This window comes from Streptomyces sp. NPDC058773 (genome assembly GCF_042746015.1).
In the GTDB taxonomy this organism is placed as follows: domain Bacteria; phylum Actinomycetota; class Actinomycetes; order Streptomycetales; family Streptomycetaceae; genus Streptomyces.
In genome coordinates, this window is sequence record NZ_JBHYPE010000069.1 from 1 (window position 1) to 21269 (window position 21269).

Below are 21269 nucleotides of genomic sequence, written 5' to 3' on the forward strand. Positions count from 1 at the left end.
GTGCCGGACTGCTTCGCTTTACGTCCGGCACACCCCACCCGCTCCGACCCGTCACCTCCCGTTGGGGGGTGGGAAGACGGTTGGCGGGGGTTTGCCTGGGTGGTCCGGTGCGGCTCGTCGGTCGCAGTGACTGGCTACGAGTGGCCAGCCCCCACCCACCGGAGGCCCGTCACCGCACCCACAAACCACCTGGCCCGCCGCAGGCGCAACGGCGAGCAACCCACACGGCGGGAAAGCCAAAAACGTGGGGAAAAACGGGCTAGGCCTCCAGCCCGATCGCAAAGGCAGCCTCAAGGTCATGCTGCGAATACGTGCGGAACGCAATATGCGTTTCCGTGGAGGCGACGCCAGGGACCTTGCTGATGCGGCCGGGGATGACGTCCGCGAGGTCGTCGTGGGCGGCGACCCGGACCATGGCGATCAGGTCGTGGGCGCCGGTGACCGAGTAGACCTCGCTGACGCCGTCCAGTGCGGCGATCTTCTCGGCGATCTCCGGGATCTGGTCCACGTTGGTCTTGATGAGCACGATCGACGTGATCACGGCTGGCTCTCTTCCTCGGTCGCCCGGTCGTTCGCCCTGGTGGCCCCCACACTATCCCTCCGGTAGCGGGCCCATGCGTAGAGGAAGCCGAGGGCGAAGCCGATGACATGGGCGAGGTAGGCGACGCCCGGACCGCGGGGGTCGTCCTGGGCGGCCTGCCACTGGATGACGAACCAGAACAGCAGCACGAGCCAGGCGGGGAAGCGCAGCGGCAGGAAGAAGAGGAACGGGAAGAGGCTGGTGACCCGGGCCGTGGGGAACAGGTAGAGGAAGGCGCCCAGGACGCCGGAGATGGAGCCGGAGGCGCCCACCAGCGTCTGGCCCGAATCGGCGTGCGCGGCCGCGTAGCCGAGCAGCGCCAGGTAGCCGATGATGAGGTAGAAGGCGGTGAACGGCAGCCGGCCCATGCGTGCCTCGGCCATCGCGCCGAAGACGTACAGGAACAGCACGTTGCCGAGCAGGTGCAGCCAGCTGCCGTGCACGAACAACGCGGTGAGCGGGGTGATCAGCGCCCGCGCCGAGCCGCTCCACAGATCCAGCGGGATCACCCCCCACCGCTCGAAATAGGCGGTCTGGGCCTTGAGCAGGGCGTCGCCGGTGCCGTATATCCGGTTCAGGCCGGAGGCGGGGCCGACGACGAAGACCGCACAGCACAGGCCGATCAGCACATTCGTCATCCGCGAGAACACCGCGGTCAGGGACCGGGTGGTATGCGGACGGCGGGGGAGGAGACCGGACGAGCGGGGAGATCGGGGAGTGGGGGCCGGCGCCGTCATGAAGTGATCATGGCTCAATGGGGGCAATCGGGACAGAGTGCCTCGCCGTGTCCCGGCACCCGGGCGGGACCGCACCGGCCCCCCGGCAGGCCGTAGGGTTACAGGCAGTACTTTGCGTACTTCCGCAGTCCGACGGCGCACCGCGTGAACCGCGCAGCAGCACATGACGACGATCACGAAAGAGGACGACACGATGGCTGTTCCCCTGCCGACGGCCGGAACCCGGTGGCGCTGCACGCTGTGCGGCAACCTCACGCGTTTCGATGTGACCCGCCAGGCCAAGGTGGTGGAGTACGTCCACCTGGACCTCGCCGGGGAGCCGAAGGTGGAGGAGCGCGAGGTCCTCAGTGAGAGCATCGAGTCCGTGCGCTGCCGCTGGTGCAACGCGGTCGACCAGATCGAGCTGGTGGACCGTCCGGGCGCGAGCGCCTGAGATCGGAGCGATGCAGCCGTGGTGGACCGTCCAGAAGGGGAGCCGGGGGCCCAGCGTGACGACGTACCCGAGGGTGCGGCGGACGAGGTGCTCGACCGACCGCTGCCCGAGGGCGTACGGCGCCGGGTCGTGGCGCTCACCGCGGAGTCGTTCGGCGCGCTGACGGTCGCCGAACTCCCGCCCCCGCTGCGGCAGTACGCCCGGTTCACCCCGACGCGTCGGGCCAAGTTCGCCGGGAACGCGATGGCCGCGGCGCTGGAGAGCGACGCGGTCTTCCGGCAGCGGATCGCCGGCAAGCTGCGCGAGGCGCAGGCGGAGCTCGCCGCCGCGCTGGAGCACGGCACCCCGCCCGCGGCCGCCGATCCGCTCGATGTCGCGGCGGCGGCCTATGTGCTGCGCCCCGAAGGCTGGGTCAAGCTCGTCGCGGCGGCCGGTGAGGAGGCCCAGCGGGCGCATGCCGAGCGGGTCGGCGAGGAGACCGAGCGGGAACTGACCCGGCTGCGCGAGGAGCTGGCGCAGGCGCGCGGCGAGGCCCGTACGGAGGCCGACCGGATCCGGGTGGATCTGGACGCGGCGCGCAAGGAGAACGAGTCGCTGCGGCGCAAGCTGCGCAGTGCGCTCAGTGACGTCAAGCGCGGTGAGGCCGCGGTCCGCAAGGCCGAGGCCGCGCTGGCGGAGGCGAGGGACCGGGCCGCCACGGAGAAGACCGCCGGGGACAGCGAAGCGCGCCGGCTCAAGGGCCGGATCGCCGAGGTCGAGGCGGCGCTGGAGACCAGCCGGCGGGCCGCCCGCGAGGGCCGCAGCGTCGAGGACATGCGGTTGCGGCTGCTGCTGGACACGGTCCTGGACGCGGCGCAGGGGCTGCGCCGCGAACTCGCCCTGCCGCCCGCGGACGTGCACCCGGCGGACACCGTCGAGGCGGTCGCGCCGGGCCGGATGACGCCCAAGGACATCGCGACCCGGGCGCTGTCGGAGACGGACCCGGCGCTGCTCGACCAGCTACTCGCCCTGCCGCAGGCACATTTGGTGGTGGACGGCTACAACGTCACCAAAACCGGCTATCCGACCATGCCGCTCGAAAAGCAGCGGCTGCGGCTGCTGGGCGGCCTCGCGGTGCTGGCGGCGCAGACCGGCGCCGAGATGACCTGTGTCTTCGACGGGGCGGAGCTGGCGGCCCCGGTGCTGCTCGCGCCGCCGCGCGGGGTCCGGGTGCTGTTCAGTAAACCGGGCGTAACGGCCGATGAGTTGATTCGTCAGCTGGTAAGGGCCGAACCGCCCGGCCGTCCGGTGGTCGTGGTCTCCACGGACCGGGAAGTGGCCGACGGCGTGGCCAAGGCCGGGGCCCGTCCGGTGGCATCGGCGTTGCTCCTCAAGCGACTTGCCCGGACCTGAGGTATCTCTTCCGTTTGCGGCACCGGACGGAAATGCCCGGGTAGCCCGTATCTGAGCGTCAGTTGGCGCTCACTGCCTGTGCGACGTTGGTAAAAGATGGGGTTCGTGGCGCAGATTTTTCTCGTGAGGATTTGAAGCGATCACAGCTCGGTCATTAAGGTCGGCCCCGAACCTTCATGCAGATGATCATCCAACCGGGATGAACAGTGAAGGAACCGCCGAGTCCGCGGCGTTCACGCGGAGCCGGGGTCTCACCCCCCCACTTCCCGGTAGGCGGCTGGAGGAAGAAGGAGCTCGCCCCCGTGGCGTCCCACCGTCGACCCAAGCAGCCGAGCCGTACTCGCGTGACCGTGCTCACCGCCACCGCCGCGGCGGCCGTGGCCCTTTCGTCCCAGGCCGCCCAGGCCGCCCCGACGCCGTCGAAGAAGGACGTCAAGTCCAAGGTCGACAAGCTGTACGAGGAGGCCGAGCAGGCCACCGAGAAGTACAACGGGGTCAAGGAGCAGCAGGAGAAGCTCCAGAAGGAGGTCGACGACCTCCAGGACAAGGTCGCGCGCGGTCAGGGTGAGCTCAACCAGCTGCGCAAGGGGCTCGGCGCGGTCGCCTCCGGCCAGTACCGCAGCGGCAGCATCGACCCCTCGGTCCAGCTCTTCCTCTCCGGCGACCCGGACACCTACCTCGAAAAGGCCGCCACGCTCGACCAGTTGAGCGGCAAGCAGGCCGACGAGCTGAAGACCATCGCGGACAAGCAGCGCCGGCTCGCGCAGGAGCGGGCGGAGGCCGCGGGCAAGATCAAGGACCTCTCCGAGACCCGTAAGGCGCTCGGTGACAAGAAGGACGAGATCAAGGGCAAGCTCGGCAAGGCGCAGGAGCTGCTCAACACCCTGACGGCCAAGGAGCGAGCGGCCATGCAGGCCGCGGAGAACCGCGCCGACCGCAGCAACGAGCGGGCCGACCTCGGCGACGACGTCCCGGCCTCGCAGCGCGGTGCCGCAGCCCTCCAGGCCGCCCAGTCCAAGATAGGTTCGCCCTACGTCTGGGGCGCCACCGGCCCGTCGTCCTTCGACTGCTCGGGTCTGACCTCCTGGGCGTACCAGCAGGCCGGCCAGTCGCTGCCGCGCACCTCGCAGGCGCAGGCCAACGCCGGTACCCGCATCAGCTCGCAGAGCGCCCTCAAGCCCGGCGACCTGGTGCTCTTCTACGACGACCTGCACCACATCGGTCTCTACGCGGGCAACGGCCAGGTCCTGCACGCGCCGAAGCCGGGCGCCTCGGTGCGCTACGAGCCGATCGGCAACATGCCGTTCGCGTTCGGCGTGCGGGTCTGACAAGCCCCGCCACCGTCTCAACCTGCCGCCCGAACGGGCGAATTGCGGCCCCGGCCGCTGACCTGCCGCCCCGTCGGTGACCTGCACAGTCACCGGCGGGGCGGCTTTTTGCCGGGGAAACGGGCGCTTTGGCCGGTGTGTGCCGCCGCCGTTACTGTCTGCCCTCGCAGCGGCCCGGTTCACCGACCGCCCTCCCGGGGCGGCAGGGGCCGCAACGGAAGGAGTGCGGCTCTCGTGGTGTCCCACCGCCGTACCTCGCAGCACGGCCAGACCACCCTCGCCGGCGTCACCGTGGTGTCCGCCGCCCTGGCGACCGCGGCCGCAGCGCTCTCGGCGCCGCCGGCCGCCGCCGACCCCGCGGGCCACCCGTCCGCCGGCCGCGCGGCGGCGACGGCCCGGGTCGACAGCCTCTACGTGCAGGCGGAGCGGGCCACCGAGAAGTACAACGCCGCACAGGCCCGTACCAAGGAACTGCGTCACGAGGTGGCCGCCCTCCAGGACCGCACCGCCCGTGCCCAGGAGCGGGTCAACCGGATGCGCGGCCGGCTGGGCGCGCTGGCCGCCGCGCAGTACCGGTCGGGCGGGATGGACCCCACGCTCCGGCTGATGCTCTCCGAGCGGCCCGACACCTACCTGGAGAAGGCCTCCGCGCTCGACCGGATCGGCAGCAGCCAGGCCGCCGAACTGCGCGGTCTCCGGGTCGCCCAGCGCCGCCTGGAGCAGCAGCGCCAGGAGACCGGCAGGAAGCTCGCGGAGCTGGAGACCAGCCGGCGGGCCGTCGCCCGCCACAAGAAGGACGTGCAGCGCCGGCTGGCCACCGCGCGACGGCTGCTGAACGCGCTCCCCAGGAGCGACCGGGCGGCCTACGAGCGGGCCTCCCGCAGCGACGGGCACCGGGAGACGGCCCCGGACCTGGGTGGCGCCGTACCGTCCTCCGGGCGGGCCGCCGCCGCCGTCGCCGCGGTGCGCGCCGCGGTCGGCTCCCCGTACGCCTGGGGGCGCAGCGGCCCCTCGTCCTTCGACTGCTCCGGACTCACCCAATGGGCCTACGGCCGCGCCGGAGTCTCCCTGCCGCGTACCTCCCAGGCCCAGCGGGGTGCCGGCCGGCAGGTGCCGCTCTCCCAGGCACGCCCCGGGGACCTGGTCATCTACCGCTCGGACGCCAGCCACGTCGGGATGTACGTCGGCAACGGCCAAGTGGTGCACGCGCCCTACCCCGGCGCACGGGTCCGCTACGACCGCGTCGGGATGATGCCGATCTCGTCCGTCACCAGGCCCTGAGGCGGATCTCCGCGTTTTCGCCCGGCCCGGCACGGCTCTACGATCGTCCGCATGTCACACCGGTGGGCGAGACGGCGGCCGTCGCGGGCCGCGGCGGCGGGCTGCGGCGCCCTGCTGCTCGCCCTGCTCGCCCCGCTGGCCGGCTGCGGCCCCGCGGGCCCCCCGGCGGCCACCGCCCGCTTCCCGGACGTCCAGCGGATGCTCGACACCCGTGCGCGGGCCGTCGAGCGCGGCGACGCGGCGGGCTTCCTCGCCCCCGTCGACCCGCGGTCCGTCGGCTACCGCGAGCGGCAGCGCGCGATGTTCGGCCACCTCAAGGGCGTGCCGCTGGCCGACTGGCACTACGACCTCGACTCGACCGAGGCCTTCCCGCTCCCGGCCGGCGGCGACGGGACGCGGCTGGCCGCGAAGGTGCGGCTGCGCTACCGCCTCAAGGGCTTCGACACCGCCCCGGTGCACGCCGTCCAGTACCTCACCCTGACCGAGCGCGACGGCCGCTGGCTGATCTCCTCCGACACCGACGGCACGGCGGCGGGCCGCAGCGGCACCCGGCAGCTGTGGGACCAGGGGCCGGTACGGCTGGTCCGCGGCCGGTACAGCCTGGTGCTGGGCGGCACCTCGCAGCGGGCCCGGCTGACGGATCTGGCGCACCGCGTGGACCGGGCCGTGCCCGCCGTCTCCGCGGCCTGGAAGGGCAAGTGGTCGCAGAAGGTCGTGGTGGAGGCGCCGGACTCGGTCGAGGGGATGGCGCAGCTGATGGGCAGCGACGACCCGTCCGGTTACGCGGGGATCGCGGCGGTCACCACCGGGGAGGCGGGGGTCTCGAAGAACGCCCCCGCGGACCGCGTGATCATCAACCCGGACGCCTACGAGGAGCTCAACGACCTGGGCCGCAGGGTGGTCCTCACCCACGAGACCGCCCATGTCGCCACCCGTACGGCCACCACCCCGGCCACCCCGCTGTGGCTCTCCGAGGGCTTCGCCGACTGGGCCGCCTACCGCGGCATCCACCGCAAGGCCGCCCTCACCGCCCCGGAACTCACCCGCGCCGTCTCCGCGGGCAAGCTCCCGGCCCGGCTGCCGACCGACGAGGACTTCGGCTTCAAGGCGGGGGCCGACCGGCTGGCGAAGGCGTACGAGGGCAGCTGGCTGGCCTGCCGGATGATCGCCGCGAAGTGGGGCGAGGCCAAGCTGCGCGCCTTCTACCGGGCGGCCGGCAAGGGCGTGATACCTGCCTCGGCGGACCACGAGGGGGCGCCGATGGAGGTGGCCACGGCGGCCCCGGCCGGCTCCCGTCCGGCCACCCCGGCCGCCCGCACCGAAGCGCGGCCGAAGGCCCGCGCCGACCGGACGGACCACGCCATGCGCAGCCAACTCGGCGTCAGCATGGCGGAGTTCACCCGGCAGTGGCGGGCGTATGTGCAAAAACAACTGGCGCGGTGAGGGCCGGGGACGGGCTCACGGTGACGAGGGCGCCCCGTCCGTCCGCGGGCGCGTGGCGCTGCCGGTGAGCTCCGGCGGCGCGGCGGGGGTCCCGTCGGACGGGCGGCGGGCCCGTACCACGCCGGCCGTCCCGGACGGTTCGCCTCCGTCGCCCCGCGTGGAGACCCACAGCCGGCGGCAGGCGATCAGCGAGGCGGCGACCAGCAGCCCGTTGCGTACGAGCAGCAGCCCGACGCCCCACGGCTCGCTCGCGACGACCTGCCCGAACCCGACCGGGAACTCCAGCAGCGTGACCCCGGTGGCGAGCAGGACCAGCACCACCGGCAGCGTCTGCCGGGCGGCCCGCACGGTCACACACACCGCGCCCAGCGCCACCAGCCAGAGCATGTACTGCGGGCTGATCACCCGGCTGGTGGTGGTGAACAGCAGGGTGGCGGTGAACGCGGCCTCGCACAGCGTCGTGGGGCAAAGTTCCCGCACCCGCACCCGCCACAGGAACAGCCAGCCCGCGGCGGCCAGGCTCAGGGTGAGTGCCACGGTGCTGACGAACGGGACACCGGGGCCGAGGAATTCCAGCGAGCCGTAGTTGAGCAGCACCTGTCCGTCCCACCCGAATTGGCGGGCGACATGGAAGACCAGCGCGCCGAGCGACTCGACCTCCGTACCGCGGTCGCGCTGAAAGGTGAGGAAGGCCAGTGCACCCGGTGCGGCGGCGACGCACACCAGCGTCAGTGCGGCCGCGGTGCCGGCCGCGCTCCACCACAGGGCGCGTGCCCGGCGCCCGCGCAGCGCCGCCCCCGTCAGCAGCAGCACCGGCCAGGCCTTCAGCAGCGCCCCGAAGGCGATCAGCGCGCCCGCCACCCGCGGCCGCCGGACGGCCGCGAACAGCGCGGCGACGGCGACGGCGGTGACCATCAGGTCGTAGCGGGCGTAGGCCGTCGGGCCCAGCAGCGCCACCCCCGCGATCCACACCCAGGCGCCGGCCGGCCGGTGGTCCGCCCGGCGGCCGGCCCGCAGCAGGAGCGCCAGCGTCGCCGCGTCGGTGACCAGGATCAGGGCGAAGAACGCCGTGGTGTAGTCCAGGAACGGCAGCAGACCGGGGGAGAGGATCGCCAGCGCGGCGGCCGGCGGGTACTGCCAGGTCACGTCGTCCAGCGGAAAGGTGCCGCTCTGCAGCACGGTGGACCAGCCCCGGTAGATCACCGAGACATCGGTGGTGACATCCGGCCCCGGCAGCACCAGCACTTTCAGGACGCACAACAGGACCACGGCCCGGGTCACGGCCCAGGCCGCGACCGGGAGCCCCACCCCGCGCGCTCTGCTGATGCTGCTCATCGTCACCTCGTCGCTTCTCGGCCGCTGCCCGGCGGCGCCGTTCGCGGCCCCGGAACCGGCGCCCGCTCCCGTTCGTACCGCGCGGCCGGCCCGTGCTTGTCGACACGGACGCCGGCCGCGGCTGTCACGACCGTAGACGAGGCACGGCCGTGGCGGGCAGGCGCCCGGCCACCGGCCCCCTGCCGTCGCCCACCGGCGGTCCGACGCCCACCGGCCGTCCGACGCCCGCCCGCCGGACACCGACCGCCACCGGCCCGGTACTGTCGGGCCACCAGCGCCGTCACCGACCGTCGAGAGACCATCGTGCAGAAGACCTTGATCGTCACGAACGACTTCCCGCCCCGGCCCGGCGGCATCCAGGCCTTCCTGCACAGCATGGCGCTGCGCCTGGACCCCACCCAGGTGGTGGTCTACGCCTCGACCTGGAAGCGCACCGCGGAGGGGCGCGCGGCCACCGCCGCCTTCGACGCCGACCAGCCGTTCCCGGTGATCAGAGACCGTACGACGATGCTGCTGCCGACGCCGCGGGTGACCCGGCGGGCCACCGCGCTGCTGCGTGAACACGGCTGCTCCTCCGTGTGGTTCGGGGCGGCGGCGCCGCTCGGGCTGATGGCACCCGCGCTCCGGGCCGCCGGCGCGCGCCGCCTGGTGGCGACCACGCACGGCCATGAGGCGGGCTGGGCGCAGCTGCCGGCCGCCCGCCAACTCCTGCGCCGGATCGGCACCGGCACGGACACCCTCACCTACCTCGGCGAGTACACCCGCTCGCGGATCGCCGGCGCGCTCACCCCGGAGGCCGCCGCGCGGATGGTCCAGTTGCCGCCCGGCGTCGACGAGAAGACCTTCCACCCCGGTTCGGGCGGCGACGCCGTACGGGAGCGGCTCGGGCTGGCCGGCCGGCCGGTGGTGGTGTGTGTCTCGCGGCTGGTTCCGCGCAAGGGCCAGGACACCCTGATCGAGGCGATGCCGGCGGTGCTGGCCAAGGTGCCCGACGCCGTGCTGCTGATCGTCGGCGGCGGCCCGTACGAGAAGGAACTGCGGGCGCTGGCCCGGGAGAAGGGCGTCGCGGAGTCGGTGCACTTCACCGGCGCGGTCCCGTGGGAGGAGCTGCCGGCCCACTACGGCGCCGGCGATGTCTTCGCGATGCCGTGCCGCACCCGCCGCGGCGGGCTCGACGTCGAGGGTCTCGGCATCGTCTATCTGGAGGCGTCCGCCACCGGCCTGCCCGTGGTGGCCGGCGATTCGGGCGGCGCCCCCGACGCCGTCCTGGAGGGCGAGACCGGCTGGGTCGTCCCCGGCGGGTCCCCGGGCCCCACCGCCGACCGTCTCGTCACCCTGCTCCGGGACCCGGCCCTGCGCCGCAGGATGGGCGAGCGCGGCCGCGCCTGGGTGGAGGAGAAGTGGCGCTGGGACCTCCTTGCCGAACGGCTCAAGGAGCTGCTGTAGGCGGGCCGTTGACGGTCCGGCCCACACAGCGAATCCGCCGCCGTGGCGCACGGCCACGACGGCGGATTCGGAGCTTTCGGAGCGAGCCGTGCCCGGCCGACGAGCCGTGCCCCGCTGCTCCCTACGCGCGGTAGAGCGCCTCGATGTCCTCCGCGAAGTCCTTCGCGACCACGTTCCGCTTGAGCTTCAGCGACGGCGTGACATGGCCCGACTCCTCGGTGAACTGGGTCGGCAGGATGCGGAACTTGCGCACCGACTCGGCCTTGGAGACCGCCGCGTTGCCGTCGTCGATGGCGCGCTGGACGGCGGCCAGCAGCTGCGGGTCCTCGGCGACCTGGGACGGGGTGACACCGGCGGGGTGGCCGTGCTCCTCGGCCCAGCGGGGCAGGAACTCCTCGTCCAGGGTGACCAGCGCGCCGATGAACGGCCGGCCGTCGCCGACGACCATGCACTCGGCGATCAGCGCGTGCGACCGGATGCGGTCCTCGATCACGGCGGGGGCGACGTTCTTGCCGCCCGCGGTGACCAGGATCTCCTTCTTGCGGCCGGTGATGGCGAGGTAGCCGTCCTCGTCGAGGGTGCCGAGGTCGCCGGTGTGGAACCAGCCGTCGGACAGCGCCTCCTTGGTGGCCGCCGGGTTGTTCCAGTACTCGGTGAAGAGGTGCTCGCCGTGCAGCAGCACCTCGCCGTCGTCGGCGATCCGGACGACCGAGCCGGGCAGCGGCTGGCCGACGCTGCCGATCTTCTGCCGGTCCCAGGGGTTGAAGGCGGTCGCCGCACAGGACTCCGTCAGGCCGTAGCCCTCCAGGACGGTGAAGCCGATGCCGCGGTAGAAATGGCCGAGGCGCTCACCGAGCGGGGCGCCGCCGGAGATGGCGTGGGTGGCGCGGCCGCCGAGGACGGCGCGCAGCCTGCCGTAGACCAGCCGGTCGAAGACCTTGTACTTGAGCTTCAGGCCGAACGACGGGCCGCCCGGGGTGTCCAGCGCGCGGCTGTACGCGATCGCGGTGTCCGCGGCCTTGTCGAAGATCTTGCCCTTGCCGTCGGCCTGCGCCTTGGCCCGCGCCGAGTTGTAGACCTTCTCGAAGACCCGCGGCACGCCCAGCACCAGCTTCGGCCGGAAGGAGCCGAGGTCGTCGGTGAGGTTCTTGATGTCGGGGGCGTGGCCCAGCTTGATGGGCGCCATCACCGCGGCGACCTGCACCAGCCGGCCGAAGACATGGGCGATGGGGAGGAAGAGCAGCACCGAGGACTCGCCGGTACGGAACAGCGGGCGCAGCCGCTCGACGATGTTGCCGCACTCCGCGAAGAAGCTGCGGTGGCTGAGCACACAGCCCTTGGGGCGGCCGGTGGTGCCGGAGGTGTAGACGATGGTGGCCGGCGAGTCCGCGTCGGCGAGCGCGCTGCGCGTCTCCACCTCGTCGTCGGAGATCCCGTCACCCGCGGCGTGCAGCCGGGCGATGGCGTCCCGCTCGATCTGCCAGATGTTCTCCAGCTCGGGCAGCCGGTCGCGGACCGACTCGACGGTCGCCTCGTGGCCGGGGGTCTCCACCAGGCAGGCCACCGCGCCGGAGTCACCGAGGATCCACTGGATCTGCTCGGCGGAACTCGTCTCGTACACGGGGACGGTGATCGCGCCGGCGCTCCAGATGGCGAAGTCCAGCAGCGTCCACTCGTAGCGGGTGCGCGACATCAGACCGACCCGGTCGCCGGGCTCGATCCCGGAGGCGATCAGGCCTTTGGCGGCGGCGCGGACCTCGGCGAGGAAGGTGGCGGCGGTGACGTCCTGCCACACCCCGTTCACCTTGCGTCCCATGACCGCAACATCCGGGTGCTGCGCGGCATTTCGGCGGATGAGATCCGTCAGATTGCCGTCCGCGGGGACCTCGTACAGGGCCGGAAGGCTGAACTCGCGCAAGACTGCTGCTCCTCAAAAGCGCCGGCGCCACGACGCTGTGTGGTGCACCGGCGGCGGTCCATGCTCGTGCAAGGGGGATTGGACTGCCCGGACGTTACCCATCGGTATCGCGGTTGGGATAGAGGGGAGCGGCCAGATGTTCGATGCGTCACACGCTGCGGGACACGCCATGGGGACTGACCCGCGCAGACTAGACCAATGGGTCGGTGACCCGAAAGTAACCCCAGGTCCGGGCCCCCTCCCGGGCGGCCGCCCGGGCGATCTAGGGTGACGCCATGCGTGTGCATGTGGTCAGTGACATTCACGGCAACAGCCGCGACCTCGCGGCGGCCGGAGCCGGTGCCGATGCCCTGGTCTGCCTCGGTGACCTGGTCCTCTTCCTCGACTATGCCGACCACTCGCGCGGCATCTTCCCCGACCTCTTCGGCGTCGCGAACACGGACGCACTGGTCGAACTGCGCACCGCCCGCCGCTTCGAGGAGGCCCGCGCACTGGGCCGCCGGCTGTGGGGCGAACTCATCGGCAGCGGCCTGAGCCGGGCGTCCGTCATCGAGGACGCGGTCCGCCGGCAGTACGCCGAACTCTTCGCGGCCTTCCCGAGCCCCACGTACGCCACCTACGGCAACGTCGACATCCCGCACCTGTGGGCCGAGTACGCCGGCCCCGGCACCACCGTCCTCGACGGCCAGCGGGTGGAGATCGGCGGCCGGGTCTTCGGATTCGTCGGCGGCGGCCTGGCCACCCCCGCGCCTCCCCGGGCACGCAACTCCCCGCGCGCCGGGGAGACCCCGATCCCCTATCTGCTCAGCGACGAGGAGTACGCCGCCAAGATCGAGGCGGTCGGCGAGGTGGACGTGCTGTGCACCCACATCCCGCCCGACGTCCCCGAGCTCTGCTACGACACCGTCGCCCGCCGCTTCGAACGCGGCAGCGCGGCCCTGCTGCACGCCATCCGCACCACCCGGCCGCGCTACGCCCTCTTCGGGCACGTCCACCAGCCGCTCGCCCGCCGGGTCCGGATCGACGGTACGGAATGCGTCAATGTCGGCCACTTCAACGCGACCGGGACGCCCTACGTCCTGGAGTGGTGAGGCCGGACAGCCCCGGCCGCGCGCCCGCCGGGGAGCGCCCGGCGCCCGTCCCGCCCCGGCCGTACCGGGCCTGCTGGTGTCCGTGCGCGGGATCCCGCGCGGTAGCCTCAGAGCCTGTAGCAGCGCAGACACCGCGTCATGACGCCTCCCCGGCTCATTGGGGGTGCCCCCGCTCGCGAAGCCGAGAGCGGGGGAGGAGCTGAGAGCTCGGGGAAGAGTCGGCGGACCGGCAGGAATCGGCATGGAGGAGTCACGGCGATGGCCGAACACACCAGCTCGAGCATCACGATCGAGGCGGCACCCGCCGACGTGATGGGAGTGATCGCCGACTTTGACCGCTACCCGGAATGGACCGGAGAGGTCAAGGAGGCAGAGGTGCTCGCCAAGGACGACCGCGGCCGCGCCGAGCAGGTGCGCCTGCTGCTGGACGCCGGGGCGATCAAGGACGACCACACCCTCGCCTACACCTGGACCGGCGAGAACGAGGTCAGCTGGTCCCTGGTCAAGTCCCAGATGCTGCGCGCCCTCGACGGCTCCTACCGCCTCTCCGCGCTCGGCGGCGGCGCCCGTACCGAGGTGACCTACCAGCTCACCGTCGACGTGAAGATCCCGATGCTCGGCATGATCAAGCGCAAGGCCGAGAAGGTCATCATCGACCGTGCGCTGGCCGGGCTGAAGAAGCGCGTCGAGAGCGGCCACGACGGCCCGCAGACGCCCGCCGACGAGGCCAAGAAGCTCTGAGCGTGCGCATCGTCCTCGTCACGGGCTCCGGCGGTGCGGGCCGCACCACGCTCGCCGCCGCGACCGCCCTGGCCGGCGCCCGCCGGGGCGAGCGGGCCCTGCTGCTCACCACCGGGAGCAGCGCACCGGAAACGGTGCTGGGCACCCCCCTCGGCGCCGATGCCCCCACCCCGATAGCGCCCGGTCTGCACGCCCGCCGCATCGACCCCGGCGACCGCTTCCGCCAGGAGTTCCTCGCCTTCCAGGACCGCGCCGGCGCAGCCCTCGACCTGCTCGGCGCCGCCCCCCTCGACGAGGACGAACTCACCGAACTCCCCGGCTCCGAGGACTTCGCGCTGCTGCACGCCCTGCGCGCCGAACACGCCTCGGACGACTGGGACCTGGTCGTCGTCGACATGCCCTCGGCCGCCGAGACCGTCCGGCTGCTCGCCCTGCCGGCCCAGGTGCGCCGCTATCTGCGCCGGCTGCTGCCGCCCGAGCGCCAGGCGGCCCGTGCGCTGCGCCCGGTGCTCGCCCAGCTCGCCGGGGTGCCGATGCCGGCCCAGAAGCTGTACGACGCCGCCGAGCGCTGGGAGACCGAACTCGCCGCCGTCCAGCGGACGATCGACGACCCCGGCACCTCCGTACGCCTGGTCACCGAGGCCGGTCCGGTCGCCGCGGCCACGCTGCGCAGCGTCCGTGCCGGACTCGCGCTGCACGGCCGCCGCACCGACGGCGTGGTCGTCAACCGGCTGCTGCCCACCGGCTCGGCCGACCCGTTCCTCGCCGCGCTCTCCGGCAGCCAGCAGACCGCCCTCAAGGCCCTGCGCGAGGAGTTCCCCGACGTCCCCGTCCATGAGGTGCCGCATCTCGGCCGGGACCCCCAGGGTGTCGACGGACTCGACGAGTTGATCGGCGGACCGGCCGGCGAGATCTGTGCGGCCGGGCCCGCCGGAGCGCCGCACCCCGACCCCTGGACCGTCGAGGACCGGCTGGCCACCGACGGCATCCTCGTCTGGCGGGTGCCGCTGCCCGGCGCCGAACGCCGGGGCCTGGGACTGGTGCGCCGCGGCGACGAGATCGTGGTCACCGTCGGCCGCTTCCGGCGCATCCGTACCCTCCCCTCCGCGCTGCGTCGCTGCACCGTCGCCGGCGCCGGACTCCGGGACGGCGCACTGGAGATCCGCTTCACGCCGGACCCGGATCTGTGGCCCAAGAGCGACTGAACGCGCTACCACCGTTCGGGTAACGTCGGGGGTGGGCCCCGCCCCGACGTGCCGACCCCGATGTGCCCGTCCCGCACTGCTTCGCCGTACCGCCTCGCCGCAGGAGTCACGGAGTTCCTCATGAGTGATGCCACCGAGCGCCCCGCCGACCGCAAGGCCGAGCCCGATGCCGACGCCTGGGCGACCGCCTGCGCCGAGGACCTCGCGGCCGAGAAGGCCCGGCACCGCGCCGCCCACGGCCCGCAGCCGGGCAGCGCCGCCGAGGAGCTGCGCAAGCTCGCCGAAGCGGTGACCGACAAGCTCTCCGGCATCCAGCTCCCCGGCGCGCTCGGCGGGATCGCCGCACAGGGCGCCGTCAACCAGCTGTTCAAGCAGGCCAAGGCGGCCGTCGAGCCGGTCATCGAGCGCAACCCCGACATCTTCGACCACCTCGCAGCGGCCGGCTCCGAGCTGCTTGCCGCCTACCGCTCCGCCGTCACCGGCAGCGAGCGCCGCTGGACCCGTGACGACACCGGGGACCGGCCCGAAGCCTCCCGCGAGGACGACCCGCGCGATGACGACGGCCCGACCGGCACCGAGCGGATCGACCTGGACTAGAGCCCCTCGTAGGCGCCGAGTCCCGCCCGATGTACGGGAGGTGTCCTCACCCCGGCAGCCGGAAGAACGTGGGCGGCACGCCCGCCTCCGGTACGGTGGGTCACGGCGGGGTTCGAGCGGAAAAACTGAGGGACACATGGGACTCACCATCGGCGTCGACATCGGCGGCACGAAGATCGCGGCCGGCGTGGTCGACGAAGAGGGCTCGATCCTTGAGACGTGCAAGGTGCCGACTCCGCACGCCACCGACGCGCTGACCGAGGCCATCGCGGAGGCGGTACGCACCGTCGGCGCGGGCCACCACGTCGAGGCCGTCGGCATCGGCGCCGCCGGCTACGTCGACGAGAAGCGCGCCACCGTCCTGTTCGCCCCGAACATCGACTGGCGCCACGAACCGCTCAAGGACAAGGTCGAACAGCGTGTCGGCCTCCCCGTGGTCGTCGAGAACGACGCCAACGCCGCGGCCTGGGGCGAGTACAAGTTCGGCGCCGGCCAGGGCCACAGCGACGTCATCTGCATCACGCTCGGCACCGGCCTCGGCGGCGGCATCATCATCGGCAACAAGCTGCGCCGCGGCCGCTTCGGCGTCGCCGCCGAATTCGGGCACATCCGGGTCGTCCCGGACGGTCTGCTGTGCGGCTGCGGCAACCAGGGCTGCTGGGAGCAGTACGCCTCCGGCCGGGCTCTGCTGCGCTACGCCCGCCAGCGCGCCTTCGCCACCCCCGAGAACGCCCAGATCCTGCTCGCGCTCGGCGACGGCACCTCCGAGGGCATCCAGGGCCGGCACGTGAGCGAGGCGGCCCGCCAGGGCGACCCGGTCGCCATCGACTCGTTCCGCGAACTGGCCCGCTGGGCCGGCGCCGGCCTCGCCGACCTCGCCTCGCTCTTCGACCCGTCCGCCTTCATCGTCGGCGGCGGCGTCTCGGACGAGGGCGAACTGGTCCTGGAACCGATCCGCAAGTCCTTCCGCCGCTGGCTGGTCGGCAACCAGTGGCGGCCGCACGCCCAGGTGCTCGCCGCCCAGCTCGGCGGCAAGGCCGGTCTGGTCGGCGCGGCCGACCTGGCGCGCCAGGGCTGATCCGGCACGGGCCGCCCGGCGGTACGGCACCGTCCGTCGCGCCCCGTGGGGGTGCGGCGGACGGTGATCTATCTTGGCCCGCGTGACCCTCCCGGTGAGAGGACCTGCCGCCGTGATCTCGCTCCCCGCCTCCGCCACCGAACCCGGCCCCGCCGGGGCACCAGGACGCGGCGGTGCGGCCGTGATCCGGGTGCTCAGCTACAACATCCGCTCGCTGCGCGACGACCGGGCGGCGCTGGCCAGGGTGATCCGGGCCTGCGCGCCCGACCTGGTGCTGATCCAGGAGGCGCCGCGGTTCTTCCGCTGGCGCAAGGCCGCCGAGCGGCTGGCCCGCTCGGCCGGTCTGGTCCATGTCACCGGCGGCGGCACGACCGCGGGCCCGATGATCCTCTCCACCCTCCGCGCTCATGTGGAGCGCACGCAGGAGGTGCTGCTGCCCCGCACCCCCGGACTGCACCAGCGCGGGTTCGCCATCGCGGTCGTCCGGATCGGCGGGGCCCGGCTCGGGGTGCTCAGCTGCCACCTCAGCCTCGCCGACCGGGAGCGCTACCGGCAGGCCGGGCTGCTGCTGGAGCGGCTGGCCGCGCTGGACGTGCCGTACGCGGTCGTCGGGGGTGACCTCAATGACCGTCCGGAGGGCCGCAGCTTCCGGCGGCTGGCGGGGGTGCTCACGGACGCCTGGGCGGCCGAGCCGTGGGGCGGGGAGTTCACCTCCACGCCCGATGACCCGCATCAGCGGATCGATGCGCTCTTCACCACCGCGGGCGTGGAGGTCCTGGGCTGCGGGGTGCCGCACGGGCTGGCAGGGGTGACCGAGGCCGACCTCCGGGCCGCCACCGACCATCTGCCGGTGCTGGCCGCCCTGCGGGTGCCGGCCGCGGACTGACGCCCACCGGCCGACGGCCGACGCCCACCGGCCGCGGGCCGGCTCACACCACGGCGCCGCTGCCCGGCAGGTCGTCGTCCTCGTCGTCGTCCTTCATCCGGGCCACCAGGGTGGCGAAGCCGCCCAGGAAGCCGCCGATGCCCAGGACCGTGATCCACCACGTCACCGGCTGCTGGAGGAGCACCATGGTCACCAGCAGCAGCGGGCCGCCGACCACCGCGAGCCAGGCGAACTTGGTGGTGACATCGGCCTGCGGCAGCGGGGGCGGCTCGGGCGGGGTGAAGTGGCCCTCGTCGGTCTCGTCGAAGTCGTCGTCGGAGGCCTCGGCGGCCTGCCAGTCGCGGGGGCCTACGCCCGGCGCGAAGACCACGAAACTGCCCGGCCGCGAGGGGCCACTCGCGGTGTCCCCGGGGCCCTCGGCGTCCTGCCCGGTCTTGCCGTCCGGCCCGGCCACCTCGGCGGACGCCGTGGCGTCCGGCTTCTCGGCCCGGCCTTCCTTGCCGGATGCCTCGGGTGCCTCGGATGCCTCGGGTGCCTCGGATGGCCCGGACGCACCGGCGACCCCGGCCGCGCCGGCCGGTCCGTCCCCGTCGCCCGCGTCCTCGGCATCCCCCGCGGGGAACGACGGCTGCTCGCCGTAACCCGCCACGATCTCGGCCCAGGCGGCCTCTTCGTCCAGCGGGTCCCGGGGGTCGCGGGGGCTACGCTCCGCCACGGGCCGCCGTCCCCTCCTGTGCCGCGTCCGCCGCCTCCGGCGCGAGCCGGGAGATGAACGCGAAGGTGTCCCGGAAGATCTGCTCGGCGTCGTGGTCCAGCGTCGCGACGTGGTAGCTGCGTTCCAGCAGCGTCTGCCGCACGTCCGTGGAGGAGACCCGGGCCAGGATCCGCTCGGAGTCCGCGGCCGGTACGACATGGTCCTGCGGGCTGGTCATCACCAGCAACGGCTGGGTGACGCCCGGGAGTTCGGAGTCGACCTGCTGGAAGAACCGGCGCAGCGAATGCGCGGCGTGCAGCGGCACCCGTTCGTAGCCGACCTCCTCGGCGCCGGGCTTGGCGATGTCGCTGACCACGCCCTTGGTGGTCCGTACGACATGCCGCAGCACCGGGAGCAGCGGCGCGGCCGCGTCATGGACCTTGTTGCCCGGGTTGACCACCGCGACGCCGCTGACCGCGTCGCCGTGCTTGGCGGCCAGCCGCAGCGCCAGCGCGCCGCCCATGGACAGACCGCAGACGAAGACCTTGGTGCAGCGCTCGGTCAGCGCGCGCAACTCCCGGTCCACCTCGGCGTACCAGTCCTGCCAGGTGGTGATCTGCATGTCCTGCCAGCGGGTGCCGTGACCGGGCAGCAGCGGGAGAGCGACCGTCAGTCCCCGGTCGGCCAGATATTCGGCCCAGGGGCGTACGGACTGGGGGGAGCCGGTGAAGCCGTGGCACACGAGGACGCCGACCTCTCCGCCGTCACGGCGGAACGGCTCGGCTCCGGGAAGGAGCGGCACCGGGGGACTCCGATCGATAAGGGGGCCTGGCGGGTTACCTCAGGGTACGCAAAGTAACGGCAAGCGGGTAGGTCCGACGGCGTCCGCGGCGCGAGAGCGGCACCGGGGCAGGTTAAGGTCTTTGCGTCACACACAGGAGGCAGTCGGTTGATCTACGGCGCAATGAAGTTTTCCATCGGCGGGTCGCTGAAGCTTGCCTTCCGGCCGTGGGTGGAAGGCATCGAGAACATCCCCGCCGAGGGTCCGGCGATCCTCGCGAGCAACCACCTGTCCTTCTCGGACTCGTTCTTCCTGCCCGCGGTGCTCGACCGCAAGGTCACCTTCATCGCCAAGTCCGAGTACTTCACCTCACCGGGCGTGAAGGGCAAGCTGACCGCCGCGTTCTTCAAGGGCGTGGGCCAGCTGCCGGTCGACCGCTCGGGCGGCCGGGGTGCGGGCGAGGCGGCCATCAAGAGCGGCATCGAGGTGCTGGAGCGCGGTGAGCTGTTCGGCATCTACCCGGAGGGCACCCGCTCCCCGGACGGCCGGCTCTACCGCGGCAAGCCGGGCGGACTGGCCCGGGTCACGCTGGCCACCGGCGCGCCGGTCATCCCCGTGGCGATGATCGACACCGAGAAGGTGCAGCCGCCGGGCAAGGTCGTGCCGAAGATGATCCGGCCGGGCATCCGTATCGGCAAGCCGCTGGACTTCACCCGCTATCAGGGCATGGAGGGCGACCGCTTCATCCTGCGGTCGGTCACCGACGAGGTCATGTACGAGATCATGAAGCTGTCCGGTCAGGAGTACGTCGACATCTACGCCACCGCGGCCAAGCGGCAGCTCGCCGAGGCGGCGAAGGCCGAGGCGGAGCAGGCCAAGAAGGCAGCCGCCGAATAGACGGGCAGGGCCGAGGACGGGCGCGGGTGCGCCCGTCGAAGGGTGGGGGCCGGCAATGACGGATGCGGAGATACGGACCGGGCGCGGAGGCCTGGCCGCCAGGGGCAGAACCAAGCCCCCCAAGGTACTGCGGATGTCCGTCGAGCTGCCGCTGTGGCGCGCGCTCACCGGCTACCGGATTCTGACCCTGGTCTACACCCTGTGCCTGGTCGGTCTCTCCTACCAGAAGTACCAGCGTCCCCTGGGCGCCGCCGCCTACATGGGCGCGCTGACCGTCTGGATGGTGCTGACCTGGCGCCGGACGACCTCCCCGGAGCGCTGTACCCGGCACTTCCTCCTCGCCGACCTCGGCTTCGCGGTCGGCGGCATCCTGCTTACGCCGGTGGTCGACACCCACGCCCGCATCATGGACGGGTCGCCGACGCTGCCCTCCATCTGGACGGCGGGCGCGGTGCTGGGCTTCGCGATCAAGGGCGGCTGGCGCTGGGCGGCGGTCGCGTCCAGCGCCGTGGCGGTGGCCAATCTCGTCGAGCGCCAGGAGCTGGCCCGCGACACCGTGCACAACGTGGTGCTGGTGTGGGTGGCCAGCGTCGCCATCGGCTATGTCGTCGAGGTGGCCCGCGCCAGTGAGCGGACCCTCGCCCGTGCGCTCCAGATAGAGGCCGCCACCCGGGAGCGGGAGCGGCTGGCCCGCGACATCCACGACAGCGTGCTGCAGGTCCTGGCGATGGTGCAGCGGCGCGGCGCCGCGATCGGCGGCGAAGCGGCGGAACTGGGCCGGATGGCCGGGGAACAGGAGGTCGCGCTGCGCACCCTGGTCGCCGGCGGGCTGGTGCCGCCGCCGCGCCGGGCCGGACCGGACGGCGAGACGCAGCCGCTGCCGCACCCGGCGGGTGAGGCCGTGGCGGACGACGCGGTGGCCGCCGTCCTGACCGCACCGGCGCCGGAGGCGGACGACGACGGGCCGTGCGACGTCCGGGCGTTGCTGGCGCCGTTCGCCGGTGCCGGGGTGACGTTCTCCGAGCCCGGTGCCGCGGTCGAGCTGCCGGCCGCCGCGGCGGCCGAACTCGCGGCCGCTGTCAGTGCGGCGTTGGACAATGTCCGGGTGCATGCGGGGGACGGGGCCCACGCATGGATCCTGGTGGAGGACGAACCGCACGCGGTGATCGTGACGGTCCGGGACGACGGCCCCGGCATCCCCGAGGGCCGGCTCGCGGACGCCGAGCGCGAGGGCCGGCTGGGGGTGGCCCTGTCGATCCGCGGCCGGCTGCGGGACCTGGGCGGCACCGCGGCGTGGGTCTCGGTCCCCGGCCAGGGCACGGAAGTGGAGTTGACGGTCCCCAAGGGCACGGCGCCCGAGGGCGGAAGACGGGGGAAGGCGAGAGCGTGAGCGAGCGGACGGGCCT

Annotated in this window: 20 protein-coding genes; 14 read left to right on the forward strand and 6 right to left on the reverse strand. The window is 73.0% G+C overall.

What is annotated here, in order from left to right; all coding sequences use genetic code 11:
* Window positions 1-259: 259 nt before the first annotated feature.
* A complete protein-coding gene (locus ACFW5B_RS33385) occupies window positions 260-541 on the reverse strand; it encodes an Lrp/AsnC family transcriptional regulator (RefSeq protein WP_085927294.1) in 282 nt (93 codons plus the stop codon).
* Window positions 538-1218: a rhomboid family intramembrane serine protease gene (locus ACFW5B_RS33390; protein WP_386448196.1), complete on the reverse strand. Its 681-nt coding sequence runs from the start codon at window positions 1216-1218 to the stop codon at window positions 538-540. The genes ACFW5B_RS33385 and ACFW5B_RS33390 overlap by 4 nt, the downstream gene beginning before the upstream one ends.
* 292 nt (window positions 1219-1510) lie before the next feature.
* Between ACFW5B_RS33390 and ACFW5B_RS33395 the strand changes: the two genes are divergently transcribed.
* The 5 genes from ACFW5B_RS33395 (at window position 1511) to ACFW5B_RS33415 (ending at window position 7194) form a co-directional block, all read left to right on the forward strand.
* Complete coding sequence (locus ACFW5B_RS33395) at window positions 1511-1750, forward strand: hypothetical protein (RefSeq protein WP_385865432.1); 240 nt, start codon at window positions 1511-1513, stop codon at window positions 1748-1750.
* A gap of 18 nt (window positions 1751-1768) precedes the next feature.
* Window positions 1769-3142: an NYN domain-containing protein gene (locus ACFW5B_RS33400; protein WP_386448200.1), complete on the forward strand. Its 1374-nt coding sequence runs from the start codon at window positions 1769-1771 to the stop codon at window positions 3140-3142.
* A gap of 302 nt (window positions 3143-3444) precedes the next feature.
* Window positions 3445-4470 carry an NlpC/P60 family protein gene (locus ACFW5B_RS33405; protein ID WP_386448202.1) on the forward strand — a complete coding sequence of 342 codons (1026 nt, stop codon included), beginning with the start codon at window positions 3445-3447 and terminating at the stop codon, window positions 4468-4470.
* A 234-nt stretch (window positions 4471-4704) separates the two neighbouring features.
* Window positions 4705-5751: an NlpC/P60 family protein gene (locus tag ACFW5B_RS33410; protein ID WP_386448205.1), complete on the forward strand. Its 1047-nt coding sequence runs from the start codon at window positions 4705-4707 to the stop codon at window positions 5749-5751.
* Window positions 5752-5802: 51 nt separating this feature from the next.
* Window positions 5803-7194: a hypothetical protein gene (locus tag ACFW5B_RS33415; protein ID WP_386448208.1), complete on the forward strand. Its 1392-nt coding sequence runs from the start codon at window positions 5803-5805 to the stop codon at window positions 7192-7194.
* A 15-nt stretch (window positions 7195-7209) separates the two neighbouring features.
* On the opposite strand, the gene ACFW5B_RS33420 is transcribed toward ACFW5B_RS33415, so the two are convergent.
* Complete coding sequence (locus tag ACFW5B_RS33420; protein ID WP_386448211.1) at window positions 7210-8529, reverse strand: glycosyltransferase 87 family protein; 1320 nt, start codon at window positions 8527-8529, stop codon at window positions 7210-7212.
* Window positions 8530-8832: 303 nt separating this feature from the next.
* On the opposite strand from ACFW5B_RS33420, the gene ACFW5B_RS33425 reads away from it, so the two are divergent.
* Window positions 8833-9975, forward strand: a complete 1143-nt coding sequence (locus tag ACFW5B_RS33425; RefSeq protein WP_386448214.1) for a glycosyltransferase family 4 protein — start codon at window positions 8833-8835, stop codon at window positions 9973-9975.
* Between the two features lie 121 nt (window positions 9976-10096).
* Here ACFW5B_RS33425 and ACFW5B_RS33430 read toward each other — a convergent pair whose 3' ends face one another.
* Window positions 10097-11893 carry an AMP-dependent synthetase/ligase gene (locus tag ACFW5B_RS33430; RefSeq protein ID WP_386448217.1) on the reverse strand — a complete coding sequence of 599 codons (1797 nt, stop codon included), beginning with the start codon at window positions 11891-11893 and terminating at the stop codon, window positions 10097-10099.
* 275 nt (window positions 11894-12168) lie between these two features.
* Here ACFW5B_RS33430 and ACFW5B_RS33435 point away from each other — a divergent pair, with 275 nt between their 5' ends.
* From ACFW5B_RS33435 to ACFW5B_RS33460, 6 genes are all read left to right on the forward strand, one after another.
* A complete protein-coding gene (locus tag ACFW5B_RS33435) occupies window positions 12169-12984 on the forward strand; it encodes a metallophosphoesterase (protein ID WP_386448220.1) in 816 nt (271 codons plus the stop codon).
* 258 nt (window positions 12985-13242) lie between these two features.
* Complete coding sequence (locus tag ACFW5B_RS33440; RefSeq protein ID WP_386448223.1) at window positions 13243-13725, forward strand: SRPBCC family protein; 483 nt, start codon at window positions 13243-13245, stop codon at window positions 13723-13725.
* Between the two features lie 2 nt (window positions 13726-13727).
* Window positions 13728-14930 carry an ArsA family ATPase gene (locus ACFW5B_RS33445; RefSeq protein ID WP_386448226.1) on the forward strand — a complete coding sequence of 401 codons (1203 nt, stop codon included), beginning with the start codon at window positions 13728-13730 and terminating at the stop codon, window positions 14928-14930.
* A 120-nt stretch (window positions 14931-15050) separates the two neighbouring features.
* The gene (locus ACFW5B_RS33450) at window positions 15051-15527 is read left to right on the forward strand and encodes a DUF5304 domain-containing protein (protein ID WP_386448229.1); all 477 of its coding nucleotides are present in this window, start codon (window positions 15051-15053) and stop codon (window positions 15525-15527) included.
* Window positions 15528-15663: 136 nt separating this feature from the next.
* Entirely contained in the window at window positions 15664-16605 is a 942-nt protein-coding gene (locus ACFW5B_RS33455) for an ROK family glucokinase (protein ID WP_386448232.1), read from the forward strand.
* Window positions 16606-16717: 112 nt separating this feature from the next.
* Entirely contained in the window at window positions 16718-17491 is a 774-nt protein-coding gene (locus tag ACFW5B_RS33460; RefSeq protein WP_386448235.1) for an endonuclease/exonuclease/phosphatase family protein, read from the forward strand.
* A 43-nt stretch (window positions 17492-17534) separates the two neighbouring features.
* On the opposite strand, the gene ACFW5B_RS33465 is transcribed toward ACFW5B_RS33460, so the two are convergent.
* Window positions 17535-18206, reverse strand: a complete 672-nt coding sequence (locus ACFW5B_RS33465) for a hypothetical protein (RefSeq protein WP_386448238.1) — start codon at window positions 18204-18206, stop codon at window positions 17535-17537.
* Window positions 18193-18987, reverse strand: coding sequence for an alpha/beta hydrolase (locus tag ACFW5B_RS33470; protein ID WP_386448241.1), 795 nt, complete (start codon window positions 18985-18987; stop codon window positions 18193-18195). The genes ACFW5B_RS33465 and ACFW5B_RS33470 overlap by 14 nt, the downstream gene beginning before the upstream one ends.
* Window positions 18988-19134: 147 nt before the next feature.
* Here ACFW5B_RS33470 and ACFW5B_RS33475 point away from each other — a divergent pair, with 147 nt between their 5' ends.
* Together ACFW5B_RS33475 and macS are read left to right on the forward strand one after the other, a co-directional pair.
* On the forward strand, window positions 19135-19863 hold the full coding sequence (locus ACFW5B_RS33475; RefSeq protein WP_386448244.1) for a lysophospholipid acyltransferase family protein: 729 nt from the start codon (window positions 19135-19137) through the stop codon (window positions 19861-19863).
* Window positions 19864-19918: 55 nt separating this feature from the next.
* On the forward strand, window positions 19919-21253 hold the full coding sequence (gene macS / locus ACFW5B_RS33480; protein ID WP_386448246.1) for a MacS family sensor histidine kinase: 1335 nt from the start codon (window positions 19919-19921) through the stop codon (window positions 21251-21253).
* Window positions 21254-21269 lie beyond the last annotated feature (16 nt).